General features: G+C 65.1%; 21 protein-coding genes and 1 tRNA gene. 14 read left to right on the top strand and 8 right to left on the bottom strand.

All coding sequences use genetic code 11. The features are described from left to right. Nucleotides 1-320 precede the first annotated feature (320 nt). Both AB0305_RS02065 and AB0305_RS02060 read right to left on the bottom strand, forming a co-directional pair. Nucleotides 321-566: a hypothetical protein gene (locus AB0305_RS02065; protein WP_366171007.1), complete on the bottom strand. Its 246-nt coding sequence runs from the start codon at nt 564-566 to the stop codon at nt 321-323. 24 nt (nt 567-590) lie between these two features. Beyond that, nucleotides 591-800, bottom strand: a complete 210-nt coding sequence (locus AB0305_RS02060; RefSeq protein ID WP_366171005.1) for a hypothetical protein — start codon at nt 798-800, stop codon at nt 591-593. A gap of 250 nt (nt 801-1,050) precedes the next feature. On the opposite strand from AB0305_RS02060, the gene AB0305_RS02055 reads away from it, so the two are divergent. Continuing rightward, nucleotides 1,051-2,271, top strand: a complete 1,221-nt coding sequence (locus AB0305_RS02055) for a hypothetical protein (RefSeq protein ID WP_366171003.1) — start codon at nt 1,051-1,053, stop codon at nt 2,269-2,271. Between the two features lie 4 nt (nt 2,272-2,275). Here the strand turns inward: AB0305_RS02055 and AB0305_RS02050 are convergent, their stop codons facing one another. Continuing rightward, a complete protein-coding gene (locus AB0305_RS02050; protein ID WP_366171001.1) occupies nt 2,276-3,454 on the bottom strand; it encodes a cation diffusion facilitator family transporter in 1,179 nt (392 codons plus the stop codon). Nucleotides 3,455-3,654: 200 nt separating this feature from the next. On the opposite strand from AB0305_RS02050, the gene AB0305_RS02045 reads away from it, so the two are divergent. From AB0305_RS02045 to AB0305_RS02020, 6 genes are all read left to right on the top strand, one after another. Further along, nucleotides 3,655-4,323 carry a response regulator transcription factor gene (locus AB0305_RS02045; RefSeq protein WP_366170999.1) on the top strand — a complete coding sequence of 223 codons (669 nt, stop codon included), beginning with the start codon at nt 3,655-3,657 and terminating at the stop codon, nt 4,321-4,323. Nucleotides 4,324-4,327: 4 nt separating this feature from the next. After that, a complete protein-coding gene (locus AB0305_RS02040; RefSeq protein ID WP_366170997.1) occupies nt 4,328-8,686 on the top strand; it encodes a transporter substrate-binding domain-containing protein in 4,359 nt (1,452 codons plus the stop codon). Nucleotides 8,687-8,835: 149 nt separating this feature from the next. Beyond that, nucleotides 8,836-10,443, top strand: a complete 1,608-nt coding sequence (locus AB0305_RS02035) for an NAD(P)/FAD-dependent oxidoreductase (RefSeq protein WP_366170995.1) — start codon at nt 8,836-8,838, stop codon at nt 10,441-10,443. 111 nt (nt 10,444-10,554) lie between these two features. Further along, on the top strand, nt 10,555-11,640 hold the full coding sequence (locus AB0305_RS02030; RefSeq protein WP_366170993.1) for an SDR family NAD(P)-dependent oxidoreductase: 1,086 nt from the start codon (nt 10,555-10,557) through the stop codon (nt 11,638-11,640). 10 nt (nt 11,641-11,650) lie between these two features. Continuing rightward, nucleotides 11,651-12,679, top strand: a complete 1,029-nt coding sequence (locus tag AB0305_RS02025; RefSeq protein WP_366170991.1) for an alpha/beta hydrolase — start codon at nt 11,651-11,653, stop codon at nt 12,677-12,679. Further along, entirely contained in the window at nt 12,676-13,572 is an 897-nt protein-coding gene (locus tag AB0305_RS02020) for a metal-dependent hydrolase (RefSeq protein WP_366170989.1), read from the top strand. The genes AB0305_RS02025 and AB0305_RS02020 overlap by 4 nt, the downstream gene beginning before the upstream one ends. A gap of 101 nt (nt 13,573-13,673) precedes the next feature. Here AB0305_RS02020 and AB0305_RS02015 read toward each other — a convergent pair whose 3' ends face one another. Then, on the bottom strand, nt 13,674-14,492 hold the full coding sequence (locus AB0305_RS02015) for a MerR family transcriptional regulator (RefSeq protein WP_366170987.1): 819 nt from the start codon (nt 14,490-14,492) through the stop codon (nt 13,674-13,676). A gap of 400 nt (nt 14,493-14,892) precedes the next feature. Between AB0305_RS02015 and AB0305_RS02010 the strand changes: the two genes are divergently transcribed. Together AB0305_RS02010 and AB0305_RS02005 are read left to right on the top strand one after the other, a co-directional pair. Further along, nucleotides 14,893-15,963, top strand: coding sequence for a hypothetical protein (locus AB0305_RS02010; protein WP_366170985.1), 1,071 nt, complete (start codon nt 14,893-14,895; stop codon nt 15,961-15,963). After that, a complete protein-coding gene (locus tag AB0305_RS02005) occupies nt 15,960-17,033 on the top strand; it encodes a hypothetical protein (protein ID WP_366170983.1) in 1,074 nt (357 codons plus the stop codon). The genes AB0305_RS02010 and AB0305_RS02005 overlap by 4 nt, the downstream gene beginning before the upstream one ends. A gap of 10 nt (nt 17,034-17,043) precedes the next feature. On the opposite strand, the gene AB0305_RS02000 is transcribed toward AB0305_RS02005, so the two are convergent. Both AB0305_RS02000 and AB0305_RS01995 read right to left on the bottom strand, forming a co-directional pair. Continuing rightward, the gene (locus tag AB0305_RS02000) at nt 17,044-17,388 is read right to left on the bottom strand and encodes a surface-adhesin E family protein (RefSeq protein WP_366170981.1); all 345 of its coding nucleotides are present in this window, start codon (nt 17,386-17,388) and stop codon (nt 17,044-17,046) included. A 266-nt stretch (nt 17,389-17,654) separates the two neighbouring features. Beyond that, on the bottom strand, nt 17,655-18,545 hold the full coding sequence (locus tag AB0305_RS01995) for a c-type cytochrome (protein WP_366170979.1): 891 nt from the start codon (nt 18,543-18,545) through the stop codon (nt 17,655-17,657). Nucleotides 18,546-18,924: 379 nt separating this feature from the next. On the opposite strand from AB0305_RS01995, the gene AB0305_RS01990 reads away from it, so the two are divergent. The 4 genes from AB0305_RS01990 to kdpE all read left to right on the top strand — a co-directional run bounded on the left by AB0305_RS01990 (nt 18,925) and on the right by kdpE (nt 21,554). Further along, nucleotides 18,925-19,000, top strand: a tRNA-Arg gene (locus tag AB0305_RS01990). A 128-nt stretch (nt 19,001-19,128) separates the two neighbouring features. Next, nucleotides 19,129-20,196, top strand: a complete 1,068-nt coding sequence (gene hisC, locus AB0305_RS01985; RefSeq protein ID WP_366170977.1) for a histidinol-phosphate transaminase — start codon at nt 19,129-19,131, stop codon at nt 20,194-20,196. A gap of 269 nt (nt 20,197-20,465) precedes the next feature. After that, the gene (locus tag AB0305_RS01980; RefSeq protein WP_366170975.1) at nt 20,466-20,777 is read left to right on the top strand and encodes a high-potential iron-sulfur protein; all 312 of its coding nucleotides are present in this window, start codon (nt 20,466-20,468) and stop codon (nt 20,775-20,777) included. 81 nt (nt 20,778-20,858) lie between these two features. After that, entirely contained in the window at nt 20,859-21,554 is a 696-nt protein-coding gene (kdpE, locus tag AB0305_RS01975) for a two-component system response regulator KdpE (RefSeq protein ID WP_366170973.1), read from the top strand. An 18-nt stretch (nt 21,555-21,572) separates the two neighbouring features. On the opposite strand, the gene AB0305_RS01970 is transcribed toward kdpE, so the two are convergent. Beyond that, the gene (locus AB0305_RS01970) at nt 21,573-22,556 is read right to left on the bottom strand and encodes a tripartite tricarboxylate transporter substrate binding protein (protein WP_366170971.1); all 984 of its coding nucleotides are present in this window, start codon (nt 22,554-22,556) and stop codon (nt 21,573-21,575) included. A 121-nt stretch (nt 22,557-22,677) separates the two neighbouring features. Next, on the bottom strand, nt 22,678-23,808 hold the full coding sequence (locus AB0305_RS01965) for a porin (protein WP_366170969.1): 1,131 nt from the start codon (nt 23,806-23,808) through the stop codon (nt 22,678-22,680). A 499-nt stretch (nt 23,809-24,307) separates the two neighbouring features. Between AB0305_RS01965 and AB0305_RS01960 the strand changes: the two genes are divergently transcribed. Further along, a complete protein-coding gene (locus AB0305_RS01960; RefSeq protein ID WP_366170967.1) occupies nt 24,308-24,571 on the top strand; it encodes a hypothetical protein in 264 nt (87 codons plus the stop codon). Nucleotides 24,572-24,683 lie beyond the last annotated feature (112 nt).

Genomic DNA, 24,683 nt, shown 5'->3' with positions numbered 1-24,683 from the left:
GCTGCCGACTCGCTTGATCCGCTTGACTCGCTTTCAACGTTCGGTCTGACATCCGATCCAACATCGCGCGACAGGCCTTCCGTACGACCTATCTTGGTTCAGGATGCACGAGAACCATGGGCCGAAAAAGCACGGGAATGTAAGTCATTTTTACCGTTTGCTTTTTGGCAACGAATCGCCCGCAAAGGTGCGCCAGTCAACGCTTCTCAGGTGTCGTACACCTCACGCCATGGGCGCGTTTTTCGCGCGGGTGATGCGACTTCGCAACAGGGTGTGCGGAGGCCTGCGCGCAGGTGAAGCGTGCGTCGTAGGCGCGGCGCCTACATCCCGATGCTCTCGTCTGCGTGGCCCAGGCAGAAGCCGCGCAGGTCGTGATGCGCGCACATCGGCATCACTTCGTAGCCGGCGGCGCGCAGCAATACCGCGCGCGCGGCCACTTCCACCGGTGGCAAAGCCTGCCCCGTGGCTTGATCACGCACCAGCCGGCCAAGCTCGGCAAACGGCTGGTGCAGCAGATGTTCCAGATCGAGCGAACCGCAGTACCGCATCACATCACCTTCAAACATTGGCGCGGCACGGGGGCACGCGCGTTACATCGATTCGTCGGCCAGTTCGGGCGACACCACCAGCGTCTGGCGCACGCGCGCATAGGCGGCGCGCTGGGCCCAGATGGCGTCCGTCAGCGCGGCGAGCAGCGCATCGCGCGGCAGACTTTGCGGTGCCACGCCGAACTGCGCCTCCACGGTACGTAGAGCCTCCGTCACTTCGCTGCGCCATCGGGCGTCGAGTCGCTGGTTCATGTTGTTGTCGGTCTGGGTCGGGCACGGAGGGTCGGCCGGCTGATGCCCGCTCTGGCCGTGCTGGGAAGGGTTCGGCGGAATGGCTCCCGCTCTTGTCCATGGAGAACGGCACGCAGGACTGAAACTTGACGGCTTTGGCGAGGGGTAAACCGAGGGCCTCCACCAAACGGGCTCCCCCATTCGCGCAGCAACTTCGGCGCGGGCATGTGGCCCAATCGGTTCCGGAACCGACACAAAGATGGAGCCTTAGATGGAGCATGACGTGGCCCGATCCTCCTTACTGCGCCGCCCCATGCTGGCCCTGGCCTGCACACTCGTCTGCCAGTTGGTGGCGCCGACCATCGCCATGGCCGGCGGGCCTGACCCGCGCCAGTACATGCACGGCATCGGTGCGGTGCCGGCCACGACCGTCAACACGTTCAACGTGTTCTTCAGTGCTTCGGGCCTGCCGCCGCGCGGGGCGGACCGCAGTGGAAGCTGGCCGCATGATGTGTACGTTGCGCAATGGCATGCGGACACCGGCACGCTGGACGCACCGCACCTCTTCATCCAGAAGCCCGAGGCGCAGGAGCCGGTGACGGTGGCGCGCAACCGCGCGGGCCACGTGATGGTGTCGTTTGAAGATGGCTGGAATGCGCCGGAAAACGTCACGCAGCGCTATGGCATCTACGACACCGCGCTGCGGCCGATCAAGCCGTATCCGCAGCAGGTAGAGTCGGGCGGGCACTCGGGCCACATCACGGCCGTGGGTGATCGCTTCGTGGTGTTCTATTCCGACGGCTGGGTCAACGGCGGCGGCGTCGACAACCTTGGCAGCGGCAACGGCGTCTACGTCAAGGTGTACGACGGGCACGGCAAGCTGCTGCGCAGTGTCGACGTGGCGCATGACCGCCGCGAGTGGTGGCCCCTCGTGGCAGGTGGTGCCACCCACGCGCTGCTCGTCTGGCAGGAGTTCGTGCCGGGGCAGACGGAGGCCAACCTGAAGATCGCCATTTTCGACCCAGTGAGCGGCCGCATCACCGGCGAGCAGGTCCTGCACAAGCACCTGCAGTACTACACCTACAGCGTGGCGTGGCTGCCGGCAGTGGAGCGCTTTCTGCTGGTGGGTGTGGCAAAGGGCAACGGCTTTGCCGATCTGATCGACAGCGCGGGCAACGTGCGTGCGTCCATCCCGTGCATGCCGGCCACCGTGCGCGAGGCGGGTATCGCCGTCAACCAGCGCACCGCCTATACGCCCGCCGCAGATGGCCGCCTGCTGCAACTGCAGGCGGGGCCGGACGCCCTCACGCTGTCCGGCACGCTGATGAACACCGACGGCAAACCAGTGCACTGGCGGCCGGTGGGCAGCGTCGGCTTGCTGCGCACGTCAGGAGCGCTCGACTGGCTGTCGCTGACGGAAAAAGGGTTGGAACCGCTACGCTTCGACCCCGAGAAGGCCCAGGCGGCCAACGCAGCGGATCAATGCCGCTAGGCCTTCAAGCGCGCGAAGCCAGCACGCGCACCCGCACCAGGCCATTCCACTTTGCGTGAATGGCGTCGGTAATACGCGCAGGTTCAGCGGCCAGCGCGGCCGGCACGATCAGGTCCATCTCGACCACGCCATCCACGTAATGCAGTACGCAGTGGCGCGCATCCAGCGGCGTGCCGGTTGGCAGCAGCGGGGTGAGCACGGCCACCAGCGCATCGCGGTCGGGCAGCGGTAGCGGGTCGGTAGCGATACGCTCGCTGGGGTCTACGTGGATCTGCACATCGAGAACCGCCATCGCGGTATGTGCGGCGAGCGCGTTGGTGCGGGCGCGCACGGCAATCGCGTGGCCTTCGCTCACGGACACACGCGGGTCCACTTCAATATGCGCATCGACAAGGGCCTGGTCGCCCGTGACGCGCGTGCGCAGGTCATGCACGCTGATCACGCCCGGCGTGCCCGCCAGGCTCGCGCGAATGGCCTGCACCTGCGACGGCGGCAGCGCACGGTCCATCAAATCGTTGAGCGCCTCCCAGCCGAAGCGCAGGCCCACGCGGCCGATCATCGCGCCCACCACGCAGGCGGCCACGGGGTCCAGCCAGTGGTAGCCCATCAGGTTGCCGGCCACCCCCACGGCCGCCACCAACGATGAAATCGCGTCCGAGCGCGCATGCCACGCATTGGCGATCAGCATGCGCGAGCCGATCCGTTTGGCCACCGCCAGCATGTACCGAAACAGGCCTTCCTTGGCCACCAGCGCGATCAGCGCCACCACCAGTGCCAGGCCATGCACCGGTGTCGGCCCTTGCGGCGAGCGCAGGCTTTCCACCGCGGCCCAGATCATGCCGGCGCCTGCGCCAATCAGTAGCAACCCAAGCCCTAGCGATGCGGCGTTCTCATAGCGCGCGTGGCCGTACTGGTGATCTTCATCGGGCCCCTTGTGGCTGTTGCGGTTGGCAATGAAGACGATGCCATCGGCAATTAAATCCGACAGCGTATGCAGCCCATCGGCCACCAGACCCTGCGAATGCGACCACAACCCCGCCGCGATCTGCCCCACGGACAGCACGCAATTGACGCCCGCGCTCACGAGCGTGGAGCGCTCGGCGCTCTGCTGGCGTGTGGCGACGGAAGAGGCGATGGGCTGATGGGAGGTCATGGAGATGGGCACGCAGGAAATCGCCAGCATTGTGCCACGCGGTCATGTCGGCCCCGATTTCGGATGCCGGACGGCATAGGCAACATGTTTGGACAAATTTGCACCAGAAGGGCGCAGATAACGCCCTATTAATAAGACTTTTCCGATTTTCGACGCTTGCGGCATCGGCGATTCTCAGCAATGCGGCAAACAGGTTGCCGCACGTTACGCGCTTCCGGAGACCCGTCGACATGCAGCCCCCCATTCAACTCGTCATTGCGGATGACCACCCCGGTGTGGTGGCCGCAGTGCGTCACCTCGTATCGGCCGTTGACGGCTTTGAAGTGGTGGGCGAGGCCGGTGACGCCGACGAGCTGCTCGCCCTGCTTAGCCGCGTGCGCTGCGATATCGCCATCACCGACTACGCCATGCCCGGCAGCCGCTATGGAGACGGCATCGTCATGCTTGAATTCCTCATGCGCCGCCACCCTGACCTGCGCGTCATGGTGCTGACCATGCTCGAGACGCGCGCGCTGATGAGCAACATCCTGCGTGCGGGGGTCAAGGTCATCGTCAGCAAATCGGACGAGCCGCAGCACATTCTCGAGGGCGTGCAGGCGGCGCTGAACAACCGCATCTATCTATCACCGCAGCTCGACGCCAAGCTGATCCGCCGCTTCGAAGCGCCCGAGCCCGACGAAGACGACCCCATCCGCCTGCTGGGCAAGCGCGAACTCGAAGTCCTGCGCATGTACGTCACCGGCAAGACGGTCAGCGAGATTGCCTTGCAGCTCAACCGCAGCGTCAAGACCATCAGCGCGCAAAAGCAGACCGCCATGCGCAAGCTCAAGCTCGATACCGAAGCCGCGCTGTTCGACTTTGCCGTGCGACACGGGCTGCTCGGCCATAGCGAGGTCTGACGCGATGAAAGCGCGCGTCAAGCTCTCTACCCGGGCCCGGCTGCGTATCGGCATCGGTGCGGGGCTGCTCCTGTGCGTGGCTGTGCTGGCCTGGCTGGGCGGCACGCGCAACGCCGATGCGGAAGACGCCGCGCGCACCATCCCGCGTATGGCTTCGTTTCCACCCCGGCTGACCGTGGGTGTGATCGGCGACGCGATGATGCCGCTCGAAGGCGTAGAGGCTGGCCGGCTCAACGGCTTCTCTGGCGACTTGCTCATGCACCTGATTCCGCAGGATCAGGTGCGCGTCGTGCCGCGTGTGTTCACGCGCCGCGACGAATTGCTCAAGGCCGCCTGCCGGGGCGAGGTCGACATCGTGATGAGCGTGGCGCCGCGCTCGCAATACGAGCGCTGCCTTGAATATTCCGCGCCCTACCTCGAGCGCCCCACAGCCGTGGTCGCGCGCAGCGACAACGCGCGGGTAGCACAGAACCCGTTTGCCTCGGGCATGCGCATCGCGGTGGAGCAAGGCTCCTCGCTGGAAGAAGAACTGGCGCACCAGTACCCCACCATTCGCGTGGTCAGCTTTCCCACACCCGCCGATGCGCTGGACGCCGTACTGCAGGACACGGCCGATGCCTACGTGGGCGTGACCTACCCCACCCGCGAATTGCTGTCGCTATCGCGCTATCGGCGCCTCTCGATCGTGCAACTGGTGAACCAGCAGGTCGACGCGCTGCACTTTGCTGCGCCGCGCGATCGCGCCATGCTGATCCGCTATCTCGACCGCCATCTCGCGCAGTTGCCCGACGCCACCATGAGCGAACTGCGCACACGCTGGATCACGCAAGGCGGCGCGAGCAGCGTTGGTCTGCAACTGTCTGCCAGCGAGCGCAGCATGCTGGCGGCGCTGCCGCCGCTGCGCTATGCGGCCGACCCCGACTACATGCCGTACACCTTCAACGAGGCGCGCGGCGACGTGCTCGGCATCCTGCCGGAGTACCAGAGCTATCTTTCGCGCACGCTTGGCCTGCGCTTCGAACGCGTGAGCGTGCGCGATTGGTCTGACGCGCTCGCCAAGGCGCGCAATGGTGAGCTCGACATCCTGCTCGGCATGTCCGACCAGGATTCGCGCCCGCCTGGCTTTACGCTCAGCCAAGCCATCGATGCCACGCCGATGGTGATCGTCGGGCGCAGCGATGCGATCACGGTGGCGTCGTTGTCCGAGCTTTCCGGCAAGACGGTTGCGCTGCCGACGAGCGACACGCTCGCCAACCTGCTGCACCAGAACGTACCGAAGATCCGCATCCTGTCCGCCATCTCCGTCAACGATGCGCTGTCCATGGTGGCGCACGGGGACGCAGACTTCACCATCGTCAATCTGCCGGTGGCCGACGCGCTGATCCGCCATCATTTTCCGGGGGAGCTGAAGGTCACGGGCTCGGCCAATACCGTCGAGAGCATTGGCGTGGGCGTATCGGCCCGCTATGCCACGCTGGTGCCGCTCATCAACCGTGCGCTCTTCGCCATGCCGGAAGGGGAGCAGATCAGCATCCGCAACAAATGGTTGTCGGTCAGCTATCAACTGGGACCGACAGCCTCGGCCGTGCTCACCAGATTCGGGCCGGCGGCGGCGTTGGTGCTGGTGGCATTGGTGGCGCTGTTCATCAAGCAGATGCAGTTGCGTCGGGAAAACCATCAGCGTCGCCTGGCCGAGCAAACCCTGGCGCAGCAATTGAGCTTTCAGCGTGCGCTGATGGAAGCCGTGCCGTTTCCGCTGGTCGCCAAGGACGCCGAGCACCGCTACATGGCCGTGAACGCCGCGTTCTGCAATATGTTCGGCCTGTCGCGCAAGGCGCTGCTGGGCCGCACGCCGCAAGAGCTTGGTCTGTTTTCGGCAGAGAACGTCGCGCACCTGTCGGAGATTAACCAGCACGCGGTGGACCTGAGCGAAAGCACGCGGGAAGAACTGCACATCGTCACGCCTGATGGGCAAGCACGCAATGTGCTGTACTGGATCGAGCCGTTCCACCTGCCCGACGGGCAACCGGCTGGCACCGTGGCATCGCTGGTCGACATCAGCGAGATCCGCGAGGCGCAGGCCCGTGCGGAGCGGCTGGAGCAACGCCTGCGCCAAGTCACCGAGTCGTTGCCCGCGCTGGTCTACCAGTTTGAACTGTGCCCCGGCCAGCCGTTGGGCCGCATGACCTACGTGGCCGGCAAGGCGCACGAAACCCTGGGCGGGCAGCCCGATGATCTGCTGACCTACCTGTCCACGCCCGAGCTGCTGATCCACGAAGACGACCGCGAACGCGTGCTCGAAGCGGTGCACGTCTCCGCTGCGCAACTGACGCCGTTTGACCAGCAGTTCCGACATCTGGGCGACGACAGCTCGATCCGCTGGCTACACGCGCGCTCGATTCCGCAGCGCACATCAGACGGCCGCACGGTCTGGAATGGCTACCTGAGCGATGCCACCGTGGAGCGCGAACAGGCCGACGCGCTGGAAGCCGCCAAGAACGCAGCAGAATCGGCGCTGCTCGCCAAAGACCGCTTCCTGGCCATGATGAGCCATGAAATCCGCACGCCCATGAACGGCGTGCTGGGCCTGGTTGAACTGCTGCAACAGACGCGACTGGAGGGCGAGCAGAAGCAGATGGTGTCGCTGGTGCAGGACTCGGGCCGCGCGCTGCTGCACATCCTGGACGACATCCTCGACTACGCCAAGATCGAAGCCGGGCGCCTGGACATCTCCCCCGTGGATACCGACCTGCGCGAGGTGTTCGACGGCACGGTCGGCCTGCTGGCCAGTCGCGCGCACGAAAAATCGCTCATGGTGCGCGTCGATGTGGCGGCCGACGTGCCAGCCATCGTGTCGGTGGACAGCGTGCGTGTGCGGCAGATTCTGTTCAACCTGCTCTCCAACGCCATCAAGTTCACCGAGCGCGGCAGCGTGCGCGTCACGGCGGAATGCAGCGCCATCGACGCCGACACGGCGCACCTGGCGATCCATGTCAGCGATACGGGCATCGGCATCGCGTCTGACGTGCAGAAGACGCTGTTCGCGCCGTTCGTGCAGGCCGAGCGCTCCACGACACGCCGCTACGGCGGCACCGGGCTGGGTCTGGCCATCTCGCGTCAGCTCGCCGGTCTGATGGGCGGCACGCTATCGATGGACAGCGCCCCCGGCATGGGCACGACCATCACGCTGCGGCTGCCGGTGCCGATCATCAACGCCCGCTACACGCTGCCGCAATTGGCGGGCCGCAGTGTCGCGATCGTGGTGGATGACGTCGCAGACCGACACAGCCTGACGCAATTCGCCATGGCGGCCGGGTTGCGCGCGGCATCGGGGGACGATGCTGACCTGGTATTCAGCACCGCAGCACGCAAACACCCTGGCGCCATCCACGTCACCAGCGAAGTGGGCTACGCCGAGCGCGGCGCGGCGTTGAGCACCAACCCGCTGAGCTGGTACGCCTTCGTGCGCGCCTGCGAGCGCGCCCTGCCGCGGCCAGAAGCCACCCAGGCACCGAGCGCGCCGGCACGCCCCGTGGTGGCCGCGCCCGCCAGCGAAGCGCTGGGCGCACACATCCTGGTGGCGGAAGACCACCCCATCAACCGCGAGCTGATCGCCAAGCAACTGCGATTGCTCGGCTACCGTGTCACGCTGGCCGAAGACGGTGTCGTCGCGCTCGAGCGCCTGCGCGAGGGCCGCTTCGACGCCCTGCTCACCGACTGCCACATGCCGCACATGGACGGCTTCGACCTGGCCCAGCAGATCCGTCAGCAAGAGGCAGAACAGGCCGGGGGCCGCCGCCTGCCCATCGTTGCCATCACCGCCACCACGCTGGCCGAGGAGCACGCCCGCGCCCGGGCTGTCGGCATGGACGCCTGCCTGCTCAAGCCGACCACTCTGGCCACACTGCAAGAAGCATTGTCTGCGCTGTGGACCAACGCACCGCCACCACCCGGCACCGCCCCGGATGCCACAGCGGCGGACGACAACGCCTTCCCAATCTCGCTCGAAGACCTGCGCCGTACCTTGGGCACAGGCCCAGCGGCTGTGAGCCTGGCGCAGGTCTTCCTGTCCTCACTGGACGACGATGCCGAGCGGCTGCGCCCGCTGCTCGACAGCCTCGACCGCCCCGCCCTGCGCAAATGGGTACACCGGACCAGCGGCGCCCTGGCGTTGCTGCGCAGCCCTGTCGTGGATGCCGAGACGGAAGCCTTCCGCCATGCCATCCACGGCGGTACGGACAGCGACATCCGCACCGCCGGTGCCCAAGTTGTCCGGCTGCTCGCGCACATCAGGCAACTGCTGGGCACCCTCAAAACAACGTGCGAGAGCGCTGTGCACCGCACGCAAGTCGCGGATTCGTAAGGAAAATCCGTTTCAAGCGGTGCATGCGCCGCTTCTAGAAGTTCGACTCCAATCGGGCGATTGACTCGCTCGGGCGGCGCCCCCTACGATGACATCGATCAATGTCACATTAAGAGGCGCCCATCATGTGGTGCCCACGGAGACGCCACGTGAACGCACGGTCCGAATTCCATCGCCCCGATCCAAACACCGAGGCCGCCCCCCTGATCGATGTCGCCATCATCGGGACGGGCTTTGCCGGCCTGGGCATGGCGATCCAGCTCAAGCAGCATGGCATCGACAACTTCCTCGTCTTCGAGAAAGCGGGCTCGGTGGGCGGCACGTGGCGTGACAACCACTACCCGGGCTGCGCGTGCGACGTGCAATCGCACCTGTACTCGTTTTCGTTCGCGCCGAATCCGGACTGGTCGCGCATGTATTCGCCGCAGCCGGAAATCCGCGCATATCTGGAGCGCTGCACCGATGACTTTGGCGTGCGCCCACACGTGCGCTTTCACCATGAGCTGGCGCGCGCGGCGTTCGACGATGCCGCCGGCGTGTGGAACCTCGACATGGCCGACGGCCGCCGCTACCGCGCCCGCACGCTCATCTCGGGCATGGGCGGGCTGAGCCGTCCGGCGTGGCCGAACATTCCCGGCATCGAAACCTTCCAGGGCAAGGCCTTCCATTCGCAGCTGTGGGAACACGACTACGACCTGCGTGGCAAACGCGTCGCCGTGATCGGCACGGGCGCATCGGCCATTCAGTTTGTTCCGCAGATCGCGCCCAAGGCCGGCCGCGTTGACCTGTACCAGCGCACCCCGCCGTGGATCCTGCCCAAACCCGACCGCAAGGTATCGCGCGCCGAGCACTGGTTGTTCCGCCACCTGCCCTTCACGCAAAAGCTGATGCGCACCAGCATCTACTGGATGCTCGAATCGCGCGTGCTCGGCTTCGTGGTGCACCCCAAGCTGATGAAGGCGGTCGAGCGTATGGCGCGCGGCCACATCAAGCGCCGCATTGCGGACCCGGAACTGCGCAAGAAGGTCACGCCCGACTACACCATCGGCTGCAAGCGCATCCTGATCTCGAACGACTACTACCCGGCGCTCACGCGCGAGAACGTCGACGTCATCACCACCGGCATCGCGCGTGTTGAGCCCAACGCCATCGTCACCACCGACGGCACGCGGCGCGAAGTCGATTGCCTGATCTTCGGCACGGGCTTCCACGCCACCGACCCTTTCCCGCGTGGCGTGCTGCTCGGTGCCCAAGGCGTAGACATCGTGGATGCGTGGGACAAGCGCGGCGCCGAGGCCTACCTGGGCACCACGGTGTCGGGCTTCCCGAATTTCTTCATGGTGGTGGGCCCGAACACGGGGCTCGGCCACTCGTCGATGGTGTTCATGATCGAGTCGCAGGTGGCGTACATCGTCGACGCGCTCAAGTCGATGCGTGCGCACAACGTCGCGACGATTGACGTGCGTCTTGATGTGCAGCGCCGTTTCAACGACGGCATCCAGAAGCGTCTCTCGAACGCGATCTGGTCGGCCGGTGGCTGCGTGAGCTGGTACCTCGATCCGAAGACCGGCAAGAACACCACGCTGTGGCCGGGATTCACGTGGCAATTCCGCCGCGCCACCGCGCATTTCCGGCTGGCCGATTACCGCACGCGCCCGATGCCGGTGCCCAAGAGCGTGCCGCTGCGCGTGCCTGCCCGCACGGTGCCAGCCGCGGCCCAGAACACCTCAAACGAAGAAGCGCTCGACCGTGTTTAAGACACCACCACGCATGCCTTGCCGCCAAGCCAAGCGCCGCGATGGTTTGGCCGTTTCCTGCCCTAGATGGCGCCTTGAATTTCTGTTGCAGGGAGGAAAAAGAAGGGAGGCTTGTCTGAGCGCAGCGAGTTTGCCTCCCTTCCCTCCCTGCGACAGAAATTCAAGGGATGGGTCGCCATCTCGGGCGCGCTTTTCTTTGCTTCCTTTCTTTGGCAAGACAAAGAAAGTGAGTCAGCCCCGGCAGGGGATGAAACAAGAGATGCACCACCAGCGCATAGCAAGCAAAAAGTTCAGGAGACCACGCCAATGAAGTCATTCAACAACCAGGTCGCCGCCATCACCGGTGCAGCATCGGGCATGGGCCGCGCGCTGGCACTGCAGTTGGCACGCGAGGGCTGCCACCTCGCCCTGGCCGATCGCAATGAAGCCGCACTCGCACAGACGCTGCAATTGGTACGCGCGCATGAAGGCGACCGCATCCGCGTGACCACGCACGCCGTCGATGTAGCCGACCGCGCCGCCGTCTACCGCTGGGCCGAAGAAGCACACGCTATTCACGGCAAGGTCAACCTGATCTTCAACAACGCGGGCGTGGCGCTGTCCAGCACGATCGAAGGCATGGACGACGACGAGCTGGCCTGGATCATGAACATCAACTTCTGGGGCGTCGTGCACGGCACCAAGGCGTTCCTGCCATTGCTCAAAGCCACAGGCGATGGACACATCATCAACACATCGAGCATCTTCGGGATCTTCGCGCAGCCCGGCATGGGCGCCTACAACGCCAGCAAGTACGCCGTGCGCGGCTATACCGAAGCGCTGCGCCAGGAACTTGACCTGATGAACTGCGGCGTCTCTGCCACCTGCGTGCACCCCGGCGGCATCAAGACCAACATTGCCAAGTCGAGCCGCGTGTCGCCGAGCATGAACGGCTTCCTGGTGCGCGACGAGCAGCAGGGCAAGGCCGAGTTCGAGAAGTTCTTCATCACCAGCGCCGAGAAGGCGGCGAGTGTGATTCTCGACGGTGTGCGCAAGAACAAGCGCCGCGTGCTGATCGGCCCCGACGCTCACGCCGCCGACGTGATGGCCCGCGTGCTGCCCGCCGCTTATCAGGCGCTGGTCGTGCGCGAAGCCCGCCGCACGCGCAAGAAGAGCCTGCGCGACGACACCGCGCCCGCTACCGCACGCGCCAAGTAGGAGGCCGCCGATGAACCCGGCCACCACCGCTGAACTTGAACAATTCGCCAGCCCCCCGCGCGCGAACCTGCTCAACGTCGCCCGCGCGATGCTGCGCCCCGGCCGCATCGGCCTGCGCAGCATCGGGCGCGACGTGCTGATCGCCCGTTACGCCAAGCCCCAATCGCGCTACCTGCCGTTGATGGGCACGCGCGTGCATTACACCGATGAGGGCGCCGCCAACGCAGAAGGCACGCTGTTACTCATCCACGGCTTTGGCGCGTCGCTGCACACGTGGGACGGTGTGCTGCCGCAGCTCACGCGCCGCTACCGCGTGATCCGGCTCGACCTGCCGCCGTTCGGCATCACCGGCCCGCTGCGCGATGCGCAAGGCCGCCCGCGCACGATGGAGCTACCGCTGTACCGCGACTTCATCGACGCGTTTGTCGACACGCTCGGCCTGTCGAAGCTCACGCTGATCGGCAACTCGCTCGGCGGCATGGTGTCGTGGGACTTTGCGGTGCGGCATCCGGGCCGCGTGGAGAAGCTCGTGCTGATCGACTCGGCCGGCTTCCCGATGAAGCTGCCGATCTACATCGATCTGTTCAACCACCTCGCCGTGCGGCTGACCTCGCCGTGGATGCTGCCCGAAGGCATCATCCGCGCCGCCACGCGCGATGTGTATGGCGACCCGTCGCGCGTGTCCGAACCCACGCTGCGCCGCTACACCGATTTCTTTTATGCCGACGGTGCCCGCCAGGCCATCGGCCAGATGGTGCCGAAGTTCCGCTTTGACGATGTCGATACCAGCGGGCTGGCCGCTATCCGCGTGCCGACGCTCATCCTGTGGGGCCAGCGCGACCGGTGGATCCCGCCCGCGCACGCCGGTGAATTTGCCCGCCGCATTCGGGGTGCCACGCTGCGCATGTATCCGGCGCTCGGCCATATCCCGATGGAGGAAGACCCCGTACGCGTGGGGACCGACCTCTGTGCATTCCTAGACCAGGGCCGCGCAGCAGCGCACCTTGCAGAAACCACATACCAGGAGAACCGCCCATGATGCCAGTCCGCCGCGACGTGCATCCTCACCTGCCGGCTGATCGCATCAGCAACTGGCACGAGCGAGGCACGCATGTCACCCACTTCCTGAACGCGCTGTCGATCTTCTTCCCCACCGGCGAGCGCTTCTTCATGGACAGCGTGCGCAACTACCGCCATCTGGTGACCGACCCCGAACTCAAGCAGGCCGTGGCCGGCTTCATCGGCCAGGAGGCCATGCATACGCGTGAGCACGTGCTGTACAACGACCTACTCGACCGCGCCGGCCTGCCTGCCACGCGCATCGACCGCTTTGTTGGCAAGTTCCTCAACGTGCTGCGCAAGTACACGCCCAAGTCGCACCAGTTGGCCGTGACCGTAGCACTGGAGCACTACACCGCCATGCTGGCCGGGCAGGTGCTCGCCCATGAGGATGGCCTGGGACGCAACTCCCAACCCGGCTATCGTCAGGTCTGGCTGTGGCACGCCATGGAAGAGACCGAGCACAAGGCGGTCAGCTACGACGTGTGGAACCTCGCCATCAAGCCGGGGCTGCGTCGCTACATCCTGCGCACCTCGACGATGCTGCTGACGACCCTCACGTTCTGGGCGATGGTGTTCTACGTGCACCTGCGGCTGATCTTTGCCGACCGCACCATCAAGCACAAATTCCTCGGCCTGGGCAAAGCGTTCCACTATTTGTGGATCTACCCGGCGCCGCTGCGCAAGATCATTCCGGAGTTCCTCGATTTCTTCCGGCCGTCGTTCCACCCGTGGGATGAGGACAACCGTGCAGCACTCGAACGCCTGCCCAAGCTGATCTCGGAGATCGAAGCGTATGCCGCCGCCAATGGCGAAGCGCCGTCGCCATCGATCCGCCGCAAGTTGTCAGCAGCCGGTGCAGCCGGATCCTGAACAGGCATTCAAAACGCCTGCCGTCGTTGCCAATCGCGGCGGCATCGGGATCAAACTAGAAATAGAGAAAGCGCGCCCCACGCATGGGCGCGCCGGAGACACTAACCCTTGTCCGACGCGGGCGGCGGGCCCGACGGTTCGTGCATGTGCTCGATGACTTGCGCCACGCGATCGCCCAGGTACTTGTTGGCGGCGGTTTCGAGCGCGCGCATGAGTTCGGCTTCGACCGCCACCAGCGCCAGCGGACGGATGCGCCAGATCACGTCGACCAGACGCGGCACGTCTTCGACCGGCGGCAAGTCGCTGCCGTACTTGTCGAGTTCGCGCACGACCATGGAGACTAGGTCATCGGCCACCGCCTGCGTATGCGGCCGGGCGCGCTCGATGATGTCGAGCACTTCGACGAGCGAGAAACCGGCCTTGGCCATCTGCGCACCGGCCATCAGCGCCTTCGGGCTGCGCGCCAGATAGCCGAGGCCATCGGGTTCGAGCAGACCGAGCGAGATGGCCCGCGCCAGCGCCTGACGCGACATGGATTTGCCGAACAACTTGGCCAGCGCCAGCAGCGAGTAGTGCTTGGGGGACTCGTCCGACCACGGGCTGGCGATGGCGGATTCGAGCCCGAGGATGGAGCGCAGGTCGTGGCCCTCGACAATGGCCTTGAGCAGTTCCTGGATGTTGGCGAGCGTGTAGCCGCGCGCCAACAGGTGATTGATGAGCTTGAGCCGTCCGAGATGCACCTGCGTGTAGATGCCGACGCGGCCGCGCCGCTCGGGCGGGTCGATCAGGCCGCGGTCCTGGTATGAGCGGACGTTGCGGACGGTGGTGTCGGCTGCGCGCGCGAGTTCGTCGATGGTGAACTCGCGGGCAGACGGAGCGGTGGGTGAACCGGCATCGCCGGTGGATTTGCGGGCGGGCATGGAAAAAATTCTACACGAGCGCGGCAAACGACCGCGCCAGTCGCCGGGTGGTTTCCGGCCTCTCACGACGAGGAGACCGTCGATGTGGGATTCGGTGTTGCGTTTGCGTTGGCTGCGAGTGGATGCTGATGGTGCATCCCCTGTTTCGTCCCCTGCCGGGGCCGACTCCCTTTCTTTGTCTTGCCAAAGAAAGGAAGCAAAGAAAGGCGCGCCCGAGATGGCGACCTCCCCTTGGATTTGTGTCACGGGGAGGGAGGGGAGGCAAACTCGCTGCGCTCAGACAAGCCTCCCCTCTTTTTCCTCCCCGCGACAAAAATCCAAGGCGCCATCTAGGGCAGGGTACGGCCAAACCGTCGCGGTGCAGGCGCGGGCGGCGTGGTTTCGGGCTGCTGGCGCGTTGATGGCTGCGTTGTTGTTGCAAAGCTGCGCCAGTGCGGGTGACAACCACGGCGGTATCGAGGCGGAGAAGGCCAAGCAGCTTGAAGACGCCCGGGCGCAGGCGCGCGCGCCATTCCAGTCCGGTGGACTTGCCACGCGCGAGGTGCGGGCCGTCACGCTGCGCGATTCCGGGCAGCCCGATGCCATCTCGTACTTGCGCCATGTGGATTTCCGTTTTGACGGCGGCGTCGGCTTCGTGATCGACCAGCTCGCGCTGCGCATGGTGCCGCGCCAGGCGGGTGATCCGGTCTGGCTTGATGACGTGTCGTCGTACACGCTGCAGCCCGAGAGCGGCAACGTGCGAGTCACGGCCGAGAGCATGGCCGCGCTGTTCAACACCGTGGTGTTCGCACGTGGTCCGAACAGTGACCCGCCGCTGCGCAACTTCAGCTTCACGCTCGACGACGGCACGCTCGACATGCGCGCCGAGATGCGCCGCCGCGGCGCATGGGTGCCGATCGAGCTGCGTGGCCCGTTGGTGCTGCGCGATGCGCAGACCCTCGTGTTCCGGCCCAACGTCGTCAAGGTGCGCGGGCAGGATGCCAGCGCGTTGATGGGCGCCGCGCATATCGAGTTGGCCGATCTGCTGCCGGTATCCACGCCCGCGGTGCAACTTGCCGGCAGCGAGATCGTCATGCAGGTGCCCAAGCTATTTCCGCCGCCAGCGCTGGACCTGAAGCTCTCCGCCATCCGCGTCACACGCGATGGGCTGTTCATGCAGATCGGGGATGGCAACCCGCAGATGCCGCCGCTGGCCAATGCCTCCGACGCGCAGCGCCCCTACATCCTCTTTCGTGGCGGCGACATTCGCTTCATGCGCTCGATGCCGATGAATGCGCGCATCGATATCGTCGTGGCCGATCCGGCGAAGCCGTTCGTGTTCAACCTGTATCGCTATCGGGATCAGCTCGTGGCAGGGTCGCTGCGTTTCTCGCCGGATGGGGGTATCCGCGTGCTGATGCCGTCGTTCGACACGCTGACCGCGAAAGCGGCCAAGCCCGCCGTGCAACTCGCCAAGAGGACCGCGCCATGATCGCCCCCGCCTTCGCTTTTGCCGTGTTGATGCTGCGCCTGGCGCTGGTCGCGCTTGGGTTGGCTGGCCTCATGGCCAGCGCACTATCCCGCGCCGCCGAACCGCCCATGGCCGGCGCCCAGCGCAAGGCGTTGAGCCCGGTCCGCCAGCAGTGGATGCAACGCTGCGACCCAAGCTCTGGCGCCGCCAACGCAAGCGATGCCGCCACGCCGCGCAACTCCGGCACCGCGCCGCCCGTGGTGCAGATGCGCGACGTGGATTTCCGCATCACCGGCAGCATCGGCTTCCACGTTCACCAACTCACCGCGCAGCTCGTGCCACATACGCCGGGCCAAGCCGTCGACATGGACGACCCCGGCCAGTTCGACATCCGTATTCTCGGCGGGGAAGTCACGGTGCCCAAGGATTCGCTGGATGCGCTGTTCAACACCTATTTGCTCGACTACTCGCCGCGCTCGCTCAATGCGCTGTCGCTTACGCCGGGCGATGGCGTGCTCGATGTATCGGGCGGGCTCAAGCTGCGCAATCACTTTCCCGGCGTATGGCTGCCGTTCGGCATGCGCGGCACCCTGCAGCTCAAGGAATCGCGCTACCTCGTCTACACGCCCACCGAGGCGCGCGTGACGGGCATCCAGACGCTCGCGTTGCTCAAGGCGATGGGGTTGCAGTTATCGCAGCTCGCGCCGCTGGATCGGCCCGGCGCCAAGCTCGAAGGCAACGACATGGTGCTGGACCAATACACGGTGTTCCCGCCGCCGCGCCTCGTCGGCCAGATGAAGACAGCGCGCGTGACGCCCGATGGGCTGGTGCTCGGTTTCGGCCCGGCGCCGGCTGCGTGCGCACCCGCCCCGACCACTGCCGCCAGCCGCATCTGGATCCAGTCCGGCGATCTGAAGATGTACAACGTGCTGGTCACCAACAGCCGGGTGCTCGTGACGGACACATCGACGAAAGGGCCGCTGCGTTTCGATCTCTACCACTACCGCGAAGCCGCAGCGCGCGGCACCACGCGCATGGATGCAGACGGCACGCTGCGCGTGGACTTAGCCCCCGCCGCCGCCGTGCAATAACGCTGCAGCCCTACTTCTGACAGACCGCGCGCAGTACGGCTTCGCCTTCGGAATTGGGTACCACGGCCTCCCAACGCGGGCCGTCGATGTTGCGGGCCAGCACGGTGGCGTGCTGGCTGTCCTGGATCAGCGCGCTGACCGGCAGGATGCGATCGTTCTTGCAGTCGTAAACCGACGTGCGTGAATCGTATTGATACGCCTTACCGTTGGCGAGCTTGCGTGGCGCGTCGTAGGCATCGCGCGAGGTGGCGCGTACCGTGCCGTCGTTGTTGCGCTCGATGGAATCCTTGTCCAAGTAGAGCGTGCCGGCATTGTCGGCCAAGGGGGTCAGCTTCACCCAGTTGTCGGCGGCCATGGCCGCTGCACTGCAAGTTATCAGGGCGCATATCGCCCCGCATGTTGCCCCGCGTGTTGCCCAATTGGCCACTGTTGTTCGATTCCTTCGCATGGCTACCTCCGTTCGGATCATCCTGGGCACGTGCGGGCGACGACAGCGCCGCTGCATCGGACTCCGCACATCAGAAAACAGACTAGCAATCGGTATGCCGCGCTTGCAATGTTGCGTTGATAGGCAGCAAAAAGCCCGCACGGGGCGGGCTTCTTCAGGCGGGGCGTAACGACTTACTTGGCGGCGGCTGCCATGTAGTCGACGGCGGCTTTGACATCGTCGTCCGAGCCGGCGTAGGTGCCCTTGGGCGGCATTGCGCCCTTGCCGTGCAGTGCGATGTCGTACATCTTGGCTTTGCCTTCGGCAATGCGCGGCGCCCAGGCGGCCTTGTCGCCAAACTTCGGCGCGCCAGCCACCCCGGCGGCGTGGCACATCTGGCAGGTCGAGTCGTAGACCTTCTTGCCGACATCGCCCGTGGAAGCCTGCGGAGCCGCGGCTGCAGCAGGCGCTGCCGGGGCAGCCGCTGCGGGAGCGGGAGCGGGGGCAGCGGCCGATGCGGCAGGCGCAGCAGCCTCCGTTGCCGGTGCGGCAGCCGGTGCCGCCGCGCCACCTGCCGGCGCGGCCGGCTCTTGGAGCTTGCCGCCACCGGAGTTCGCCATATAGACGATGGCGCGTTCGATTTCGTAGTCGCTCACATCATCCGGCGACGTGCCGCCACGTGCGGGCATACCGCCCTTGCCAGCCAGCGCCACCTTGGTCATGCCGTCCAGGCCTTGCGACAGGCGCGGGCCCCAGCTTGCCGCGTCACCAAACTTGGGGGCGCCGGCCACACCGGCCGCGTGGCAGGTTGCGCAGACTTCCTTATAGAGTTGCTCGCCGGTCTTGAAAACGCGCGGCGCATTCGGGTCTTTCAGTTCGAGGTGCGCAACCGGCTTGATGCGGTCGTTGGCAGCCTCTTCCGATGTGCTGGAGCTGCCGGCGCCTTCCTTGGCGCCCAGGCCAACATAATTGGCCAGCAAAATGATGACGAGAATCGGGACGACAAACGCGGCAACCACCGCGATGATCAACTGCTTCGGGGTCTTGATCAGGGGCTCGTGTTCGTCGTGTTGCGCGTCGCTCATGCTCAACTCTCAGGATGGTGGAACCGCTCTCGGGAGGCCTCCGAGCGCCACCGGCATGAGTCACGAGCTCTGCCGACAGTGCGTGGGGCCACGTTGGGTCACGATGAGGGCAGGAAGACCCGGGCAATCGCCGCTTGCTGATTGCCGATTGGCCCAAACAGACCTGTCCCCGCATTATTTCTTGGCAAATGTCGGGCGATTATAGCCGCAATGCCTAGGCCATTGACACGCGGGAGAGCCCTAGGCAGCGCTTTTCGACCTGGGTCAAAAACCCCTGAAAACGGCGTTGCGCCGCGCGCCGTCACCTGGGCGCAATGGACGCCCGGCGACAAATACGCTATTCTGCGGGGCTTCCTTTCGGCACGTTCTGTGCCGACATGCGCCCGTAGCTCAATGGATAGAGTACTGCCCTCCGAAGGCAGGGGTTGCTGGTTCGATCCCAGCCGGGCGCGCCAAGAATCCACGTTTTGAGGCGTTTTGGGGACGTTCCTGCGCCCGAACTGCAGGGTCCGCAACATGCGGTTCCGCTGTCCAACACGGCCCCGCGCAGTCACACGCCCCTTGCCCGATCAGGAGTCAAGCAGTGAGCCGTTACTGGAGCGATGTGGTTCAGCAACTTGTGCCGTATGTGCCGGGCGAACAGCCGGCGCTAGCACACCCCATCAAGCTGAACACCAACGAAAATCCCTATCCACCATCGCCGCGCGTGGTCGCAGCCATTGCGCATGAGTTGGGCGCGACCGGCGACAGCCTGCGTCGCTATCCCGACCCGCTGTCGCGTCGGTTGCGCGAAACAGTGGCGGCCCATCACGGCCTGAAACCCGAACAGGTCTTTGCCGGCAACGGCTCGGACGAAGTGCTCGCACACGTGTTTCAGGCGCTGCTCAAGCACGACAAACCGCTGCGCTTTCCCGACATCTCGTACAGCTTCTACCCGACCTACGCGCGCCTGTACGGCGTGCCGTGTGAAGTGGTACCGCTGGCAGACGACTTCTCCATCAATGCCGACGATTACCTCGGCGATGCGGGCGGCGTCCTGTTTCCCAACCCGAATGCCCCCACCGGGCGCGCCCTCCCCCTGGCGGACATCGAGCGCATCGTCGCGGCCAATCCGTCGTCGGTGGTCGTGATCGACGAGGCGTACGTCGATTTCGGTGCGCAGTCGGCCATCGCGCTGATCGACCGCTATCCGAACCTGCTCGTCGTGCACACGACGTCCAAGTCGCGTTCGCTTGCAGGGATGCGCGTGGGCTTTGCGTTTGGCCACGCCGCGCTCATCGAGGCGCTCAACCGGGTGAAAGACAGCTTCAACTCGTATCCGCTGGATCGCCTCGCCCAGGCTGCCGCCCAGGCCGCTTACGAAGACGACGCGTATTTCCGTGCCACATGCCAGCGTGTCGGTGCGACCCGCGAACGGCTGACGCAAAGCCTCCGGGCACTGGGATTCGATGTCGTGCCATCGGCGGCGAACTTCATCTTCGCGCGACATCCGGCGCACGACGCGGCCACGCTCGCGGCGCATCTCAAAGCGCAGGAGATCTTCGTGCGCCACTTCAAGCTGCCACGCATCGACCAGCATTTGCGCATCACCGTGGGTACCAATGACGAATGTGACGCGTTGATTGGGGCATTGCGCACGCTGCTGGCCTGACCCTGCGGCAAATTGTCATCGACCGCCGGCCGGATGGGGGATGGCCAACGCGATCGCACGCGGCTTGCCTCCATCGAATGTGCGCGATTGCTGCATCCAGGTATGGGGAACATTGACCGCGCGCAGATGCTGGCGGGCGATTGCTGTGCCAGAATGCACGAGCGGAAAGCGGCGCGCCGACGCCGTCCGTAGTCCCCCAGGGCGAGCCGGTGTTTGGCACGGGCGCGGCACGGGACGCCACACAACACACTCCCACAAAAGGAATCAGCATGTCCAATCGTCGTCAATTCCTGAAGAGCATCCCCATCGTGGCCGCCGCAGGCGCCGTCATGTCGATGTCGGATCTGGCACTGGCAGCACCGCTGGTTGCTGAAAGCGACCCGCAAGCCAAAGCCCTGGGCTACGTGGCCGACACCACCAAGGCCGACAAGGCCAAGTTCCCCAAGCACACGCCGGATCAGCACTGCGGCAACTGCGCCCTGTACCAGGGTGGTACCGCCGCACAAGGCGGCTGCCCGCTGTTTGCCGGCAAGGATGTCGCCAACAAGGGCTGGTGCAGCGCCTGGGCGAAGAAGGCCTAAGCGGTATCGCGGCTTCGCGCCCAAGCAAAACGGACCCTGCGGGGTCCGTTTTTCATGGTCGCTCGCTCTACAATGCGAGCCATGCCGTTCACATTCACGCCCACCGTCCTCGTCATCGATGACGAGCCGCACATCCGCCGCTTCGTCCGCGCTGCGTTGGAGGAAGAAGGCTGCGAAGTCCATGAAGCCGATCGCATTGAGCGCGGCCTGATCGAAGCGGGCACGCGCCAGCCCGATGCGGTGATCCTCGACCTTGGCCTGCCCGATGGCGACGGCATGCAGTTGATCCGCGAGCTGCGCACGTGGACGGAGGTGCCGGTGCTGGTGCTCTCCGCCCGCGTGGACGAGCGCGACAAGATCGCCGCCCTCGATGCCGGCGCCGACGACTACCTCACCAAACCCTTCGGCGTGGGCGAGCTGATTGCGCGCTTGCGCGTCCTGCTGCGGCGACACGCCAAGCGCGGCGAGGACGGCGGCAGCGTCATCCGCTTCGGCGAGGTGGAAGTCGACCTGGCGCGCCGTCTGGTCACGCGCAACGGCGAAGCGATACACCTCACGCCCATCGAGTATCGGCTGCTGGCCGTGCTGCTCGGCCGGCGCGGCACGGTAATGACGCATCGCGAGTTGCTGCGCGAAGTCTGGGGCCCCGCGCACTCCGACAGCAGCCACTATCTGCGTATCTACATGGGCCACCTGCGCCACAAGCTTGAACGCGATCCGGCGCGGCCCGAGCATCTGCTGACCGAAGTCGGTGTCGGCTACCGCTTCACCGCTTAAATCCGCATCAGCGCCGGCTCACTGCTCCTTGATACCAGCGGCGCGCACGATGCGGCCGTTGCTGTCGTATTCCGCGCGGATGGCGGCGGCGAACTGCTGCGGCGTGCCGCCCACCGGCACCACGGCGGCTTGCGTAAGCCGATCGCGCAGGTCAGGCGCGGACAGCGCCTTGTTGATCTCCGCGTTCAACCGTGTGATGACCGGTGCGGGCGTCTTGGCCGGCGCGAATACACCGAACGTCGACGCCATATTGGCCTTGGCATAACCCAGCTCGGTGAAGGTGGGCACGTTGGGCAGCGCGTCCAGACGGTGCGGCGCGCCCACGGCGAGCGGGCGCAACTTGCCACTGGTGATGTGCTGCATCAGCGTGGGGCCGACGTTGGTCGACATCACCTCCACTTGGCCACCCAGGGCATCCGTCAGTTGCTGACCACCGCCCTTGTACGGGATCAGCGTGATGTCCACGCGCGCCTGCGCCTTGACCTGCTCCAGCGCCAAGTGCCCCACCGTGCCAACGCCCGACGTCGACCAGCGGATCGAGCCCGGCTTGGTGCGCGACTGGCTCAGCATGTCGGCAAAGCTCTTGCCGGTGAACGACGGCGTGCCCAGCAGGATCATCGGTGCGTACATGACGTTGGCCACGGGCGCGATGTCTTTGAGCGGCTCGTACGGCAGCTTGCCGAAATAGGGGTTGAGCGTGAGCGGGCTCACAGAAGAAAAGCCCAGTGTGTAGCCGTCGGGCGCCGCTTTGGCCACCGCGTCCATGCCGATGCTGCCACCAGCGCCGGCGCGGTTTTCCACCACCACCGGCTGGCCGAGCTGGGCGGAAAGCTTCTCGCCCAGCGCGCGCGCCACGTTGTCGGAAATACCACCGGTCGGGTACGCGACGATGATATGGATCGGCTTGGCAGGGTAGTCCTGCGCCTGGGCAGGCATGAAACCCACGGTCAGTAGCGCGGCAACGGTAATCAGCGCGCGACGGGAAGTACGTGCAAAACGCATAGCTCAGCAGTCAGAGAAGACACAGATGCTGACATTGTAGGCGGATGCCAAGGCAAGCTCGCAGGCAAAAGAAAAGGCGCCCGAAGGCGCCTTTCCGTTCCCAATCGAGTGACAGCGTCGATTAGAAGATGTGGCGGATACCCACGCCAACGCTGGTCTGGTTCGACTTGCCGGTGCCGGTCGTGTTGCCGCCGCCCGACAGTTCCGGCAGAGCTGCGTCCTTGACCTTGTTGTAGTCGACCGTGCCATACACTTGCGTGCGCTTGGACAGGGCGTACTCGGCCAGCAGAACGCCGGTGTAGCGCTTGCCGTCGTTGCCGGCGGTCAGTGCTGCGTTGCTGATGCTGTCGTAGTAGAACGCGCCCGTCAGAGCCAGTGCCGGGGTGATGTTGTACGTCACACCCAGGATGCCAACGTGGTCACGACGCTTCGTGGCGCCCGGGGTCAGGCCAGCACCCGTGGTGGCGTTGCCGTAGATGTTCAGGCCGAAGGCGCTGCCGCCAACGCAGTTCGACGAGCTGTTCACGCAACCCGTGGCGTCGCTGCTGTCGATGTAGCCAGCGAACAGCTTGGCTGCGGCGATGGTGTAGTTACCACCGATACCCCACACGGTTTGCTTGTTGCCAGCAACATCCTTGTGCTGCTGTGCGAAGGCACCGATGTAGGCCGGGCCGAATTCATAGGCCACCGTGCCGCCGACGTACGAGTTCTGGCTCGTGCTGCCTGCCACTTCGCCGAAGCCATAAGCCAGGCCAACCGACAGACCGCTCCACTTGCCTTCGTACTTCAGCATGTTGGATTCACGCAGGCCGGTCAGGCCGTAGTACATCCACGAGTTGCCGTCATAGTTACCCACGCCCAGCGGGTCGAAATTGCCACCGGTCGTGAAGCCGAAGTTGTATTGACGGCCCAGCGTGATGGTGCCCAGGTCCTTGTTGGACAGGCCCACGAACGATTGACGATTGAACAGCGTACCCGAGCTGCTCATCTTGCCCGAGTCGGAGTTGAAGCCGCTTTCCAGCACGAACAGCGCCTTGTTACCGCCACCCAGGTCTTCCGAGCCCTTCAGGCCCCAGCGGCTGTTGGACACAGCACCGCTTTCCATCTGCGTCACGCTGTTGCCAGCTTGGTTCGCGTTGTTGATGTAGTGAATGCTGGTATCGACAATACCGTACAGCGTCACGCTCGATTGGGCATAGGCCGAACCTGCGAACAGGGCGCCGACTGCAACCAGAATGGCAGACTTTTTCATGTGGGCTCGTAAATAAAAAGTTGTCTCAAACCGCCCGCCCCCGTGTGCATGAGGTTGGGCTCCTCCGTTCCTTTACTTCCGTGTCGGAAGTGCCGCGCAAATTTAACAAAAGCCCTTATGGCGGGCAAAGCAATTCACAGAATCGTTCTGCGAAGTGTGGTAAGCGCGCATCGCTTTTCGTGCACCGCACCAGACCGGCCTCCGACAAGGCTTGCCGGCTCGTTGCGCCCTGCTGTGGTGCATCAATGCTGGGGTAGCGCCCCAAACATCCTGCTGATTAAGCAAAAAGGTGAAGCGGCCGACCGCGCCATTACGCCAGCGAGGCGCTTTTTGGCGCGATTCACGCTGGCCCGCATCATTTCGGCGCCGACAACAAACCGTTCGTCGCACCACCGTGGATACGCCATGCCCCCTGACCTAGGCTGTAGACCGTGGCAGGACATCACAAGACCACGCTTAAAAAAACAGCACCGAAAATCAGTTGAAGAAGGAGTTCGCCATGCGACTCAAGCAGATTGGAATGGCCGCGCTGTTGGCGGCTAGCGCCCTGGCGGCGGGCAGCGCTTGGGCGCAGGCCAGCCGCGTGGAAGTGTTCGGCCAGGCCGCACGGGCCGAGCGTTTTGACGTGTATAGCGACGGTGCCCGCACCGGACGTTTCGATACGTATACAGAAGGCGCGCGCAGCGGGCGGTTTGATCCGTACGCAGAAGGCATGCGCACTGACCCTGCCGGCCGCGCGCGTGAAGGCGGCGGCGCAGTCTAGGGTATCCGGTGCCAAATTGGGGCATTGACCCAGGCAACCGCATTTACCGGTTACGGGCCGGTCTCCAGGCACCTCCGTTCCCGCCTTTGGCCCACTCAGGCCCCGCTGGTAT

The organism is Arthrobacter sp. NPDC080086, assembly GCF_040702285.1.
This window is presented reverse-complemented; position numbering and strand designations above follow the sequence as displayed.